Below are 4,404 nucleotides of genomic sequence, written 5' to 3' on the forward strand. Positions count from 1 at the left end.
GTTCGGGGCGGGGTTCGGGGCGGGGTTCCGGGCGACGGGTTTGGGTACGAGGTGCGCTGGGGGGGCGTTCCGGGCGCGGTTGCCCGGCGGGGCGTTCGGTTTTGGTGCGTCGCTGGCGGTAGGCTTCGGGGGTATTTGCATCCATGCGAGCGCTGCTGGTGTTGCGCTCTTGGGTGAGGAGGTCTTCAACGAAGCGGTTAAAATCCGTGTAGGCGTTGGGGTCTTTGCCATTGCTTGCGCCCCGGCTGGGTTTGCGCTTCGTGCCGGTTTGGACAAAACGGGTGAACTGGTCGTATTGCGATCGCCGCCCCCCATCGGACAGCACCTCATAGGCTTCGTTGATGTCCTTAAACTTATCCTCCGCCACCTTATCCCCCGGATTCATATCTGGGTGATAACGCCGCGCCAACCGCCGAAACGCCCGCTTAATGTCCTCTGGCGTTGCTTGCGGGTCAATTTCCAGAATCTCGTAATAGTTGCGAAAGTTCTGCATACTTTTTGTCATTCAATCCCTCTCTCCGCGTGGTGTGCCCCCGACTTAGAGCCAGTCATCATCATCATCATCCCAATCATCGTAGCTGGGTCGAGACCGGCTGCGATCGCTCGGTGGGCGGCTATTCGTGGGGCGGTTCCAGTCGCGCCCGTCATTGCTACGCCGATCCGGGGGCCGACGGGAGCCACGGGGATCATCGTAGGGCGGTGCTGAGCGGGGCGGCGGTGGGGCGGGGGCATCGTAGGGCGATCGCGGCGGTGGAGCCGGAGCATCGTAGGGCGATCGCGCTCCCCGACGCGGTGGCGGCGCACCGTAGGGATCATCAAAATCGTAGGGGTTATTGGGCGCACCGTAGGGCGGCGCATAGGGAGCCGGGCGATAGGGATCGCGGTTCTTCTTATCGCCGGAAAAGGTGCGTTTAATCGAGCCGAAGAAATCATCATCGTCATCATCTTCGTACTGCATCCGCACTTCCCGATTCAATTCATAGAGCGCATCTTGCAGATCGGCATAGGTGCGATCGATCGCCCGTTCATCATCCTTGGCTAATGCCGCCTCCAAATCCTGAATCAACGCATCAATCTGACGGCGATAATAACTCGCGAACTGCGTACCGAAATCCAGGACAATTTCCCGCAAACGGCGTTGGGATTGATCCACCAACGCCTTAGCCCGGTTGCGTTTTTCCACCCGTTCCCGGCGCTCCCGGTCTTGCTGGGCGAACTGTTCCGCCTCCTGCAACATCTGCTCTACTTCCCGTTGATTCAGGGTAGAGGCTTCCTGCACCACAATACTTTGCTCGCGGCCCGTGGTTTTATCAACGGCCGTCACCTGCAAAATCCCATTGGCATCAATATCAAACGCCACCTGAATTTGCGGCACACCACGCGGCGCGGGAGGAATCCCCGCCAGCTTAAACCGCCCCAGGGACTTATTATCCGTTGCCATTTCCCGCTCCCCTTGCAGGATGTGAACTTCCACCACGGTTTGATTGTTTTCCCCCGTGGAGAAAATTTCCGAGCGGCGGACGGGAATCGTGGTGTTACGCGGGATCAGTTTTTTCATCGCGCCGCTAATGCTTTCCAGACCCAAGGACAGGGGCGTAACATCCAAAAGCAGCACATCTTTCACCACGCCGGAGAGAATCCCCGCCTGCACCGCTGCCCCAACGGCTACCACTTCATCGGGGTTGACGTTTTGGTTGGGTTCGCGATCGATCAACATCCGCACCAGGTCTTGCACCATGGGCATCCGCGTCGAACCCCCCACCAAAACGATTTCGTCAATTTGGCGCGGACTCAGGCCCGCATCTTTGAAGGCGCGTTTAATCGGTCGCCGAATCCGGCTGAGTAAGTCGCCGCAGAGTTCTTCAAAGTCAGCCCGATTGAGAGTGGTTTCAATATGTTTCGGGCCGTCATCGGTGGCGGTGATGAAGGGGAGGTTAATCTCGGTGCTGGCCACGCCGGAGAGTTCGATTTTGGCTTTTTCGGCGGCTTCGGTGAGACGTTGGAAGGCTTGGCGATCGCTCTTACGCAGATCAATCCCTTCCTGCTCTAAAAACCGTTCAGCTAACCAATCCACAATCCGCCGATCAAAATCATTCCCCCCCAGTTGCGTATCGCCACTGGTGGCCCGCACCTCAAACACCCCATCCCCCACTTCAAGGATCGACACATCAAACGTACCGCCCCCCAAGTCAAACACCATAATCGTCTGATTGTCCTGACGATCTAACCCATAGGCCAAGGATGCCGCCGTGGGTTCATTAATAATCCGCAGCACATCAAGGCCGGCGATTTTGCCCGCGTCGCGGGTGGCTTGGCGTTGGGAATCGTTAAAGTAGGCGGGCACGGTGATCACCGCTCCGGTCACGGGTTCGCCTAAATACCGCTCGGCATCTTCGACCAGTTTGCGCAAAATCTTCGCCGACAGTTCCTCAGCGGCAAAATCTTGGCGGAGGCGGGGGCAGGGAATCCGCACATTGCCATTCTCATCACGGCGCACGGTGTAGGCAACGCGGCGGGATTCGGTGGTGAGTTCGCCGTAGGTGCGCCCAATGAAGCGTTTGAGGGCATAGAACGTATTTTTCGGATTGAGAACCGCTTGCCGCCGGGCCATCTGCCCGACCACAAGCTCCCCGTCCTTATTAAATCCGACAACAGACGGGGTGGTACGCATCCCTTCCGCGTTGGCAATAACCAGCGGTTTACCGCCTTCCATCACTGCAACGACGGAGTTTGTGGTTCCCAAATCGATGCCGACTACTCTTCCCATGCGTTGTTTCTGAACAAATGTTAAGCCATTGTGGTCTATTGTATCTTGCTACAGCTTGGCTGCTGCGTCTAGGGATCAGGGCTGATTTGATGGGCCAATTCACCCCGTTCCGATCGCAGTTCTCTCAATGGCAATGTTAATGGAGGCTTAGTTTCTGCACAGTGTTGGGTTAAAGCGGCGTTAATCTTCTGTTTTTAGGATCAACCCCTAGCTATACTCACCCCTCTCCTGAAATCACCGTTCAGAACCCTGACCCGTTGCATGGAGGGGTGAGGGTAGCCACTCACCCATTCAATACCGACAATTCCTATGACATCACATCACGATCGCTCTACGTGGGAGCCGGAAGATCGCGGCATGAATCCGTCCGATAATGAGTCCTTTGCCACTGTTTTGCAGCGGGCAACCTTGCGCCGTCGTTCCTTTTTGAAAGGGGGATCATCTCTGATCGCTGCATCGATGATGGGCATGGGGCTAGCAGTGCTCGGTGATACCCTCAAACCCGGTCAAACGGTGGCGAGCGCGGCAACCGCTGAGGGTTTGGCGCTGAACTTTTCCCCGGTAGCGAAAACCCTCGCCGATCAGGTCACTGTCCCGGCGGGGTATACGGTGAATGTTTTGATGGCGACGGGCGATCCCCTGACGAATCGGGTGGCGGCCTATAAAAACGATGGCACCGACACGGATTTTGAATTCCGCAGTGGGGATCACCATGACGGGATGCATTTTTTCAGCTTGAATCCGCGCAATGTCAATCGGGGCATTCTCTGTGTCAATCATGAAGTCTGCGAAGATTTAGGCTTTGTCCATGCTAATGGCCCGACGAATTATGGTGCAGATAACATCAATGCTCGCCCGATGGCGGAAATTGACAAAGAAGTGAACGCCCACGGGGTGAGCATTGTTGAAGTGGTGAAACAGGGAAATTCCTACGCCATCAATAAAGGTTCGCGCTATAACCGCCGCGTCACTGCGGCTACGCCCTGCGACTTGACGGGGCCGGTGCGCGGTCATCAAAAAATGGTCACGTCCTATTCTCCCCAAGGGGTAGCGACGCGGGGCACGGTGAACAATTGCGCCAATGGTTACACTCCCTGGGGAACTTATCTCACCTGTGAGGAAAACTGGTGGGGGTATTTTGCGCGTCGGGAAGGGGCGGATGTGCGTCCGGCTCAGGAAGAATACGCGCTGCAACGCTACGGGATTAAGGGCGATACGTCGGGACGCTACAACTGGGCGCGGTTGGGGGCGAACGATACGACGGATGTTTATGCCCGCTGGAATACGGCAAAAATGAGCGATCGCCCCGATCGGGACTTTTCTAATGTGGCGAATACCTTCGGCTGGATTGTGGAAATCGATCCCTTCACGCCGGACTCCCGCCCCCAAAAACGGACGGCCCTGGGTCGCTTTTTCCATGAGGGCTGCTGGCCCGCACCGGCTCAGGCGGGGCGGCCGGTGGTGTTCTATTCTGGGGATGATGCCCGGAATGAATATGTTTATCTTAAAATGTGCAAAGAAGACTCCCACTATAAAGCGAGTCCGAGTAGAGTTACCGAAGGTAACGGCGGACGTGCCTTTTAGTGGCGAGATGAATTTGCACCAACAAACAAATCGAGCGACAGCGAGTCCTTTAA

3 protein-coding genes are annotated in these 4,404 nt (G+C 56.6%); 1 reads left to right on the top strand and 2 read right to left on the bottom strand.

Annotated features, from left to right (window positions below):
* Nucleotides 1-505, bottom strand: a 505-nt coding sequence (locus PN477_RS12825; protein WP_272147323.1) for a J domain-containing protein, incomplete at its 3' end; no start/stop codon positions are given.
* Nucleotides 506-538: 33 nt separating this feature from the next.
* Nucleotides 539-2,767 (bottom strand): molecular chaperone DnaK, encoded by a 2,229-nt coding sequence (dnaK, locus tag PN477_RS12830; RefSeq protein WP_272117668.1) that lies wholly within the window; start codon nucleotides 2,765-2,767, stop codon nucleotides 539-541.
* Between the two features lie 309 nt (nucleotides 2,768-3,076).
* Between dnaK and PN477_RS12835 the strand changes: the two genes are divergently transcribed.
* A complete protein-coding gene (locus PN477_RS12835) occupies nucleotides 3,077-4,351 on the top strand; it encodes a PhoX family protein (protein ID WP_272117670.1) in 1,275 nt (424 codons plus the stop codon).
* Nucleotides 4,352-4,404: the final 53 nt, after the last annotated feature.

This window comes from Spirulina subsalsa CS-330 (assembly GCF_028330765.1).
In the GTDB taxonomy this organism is placed as follows: domain Bacteria; phylum Cyanobacteriota; class Cyanobacteriia; order Cyanobacteriales; family Spirulinaceae; genus Spirulina; species Spirulina subsalsa_A.

Bases quoted from the DNA above. Each gene is read 5' to 3' on its own strand.
- dnaK (WP_272117668.1), bottom strand. From the start codon at position 2,767: ATGGGAAGAGTAGTCGGCATCGATTTGGGAACCACAAACTCCGTCGTT.
- PN477_RS12835 (WP_272117670.1), top strand. From the start codon at position 3,077: ATGACATCACATCACGATCGCTCTACGTGGGAGCCGGAAGATCGCGGC.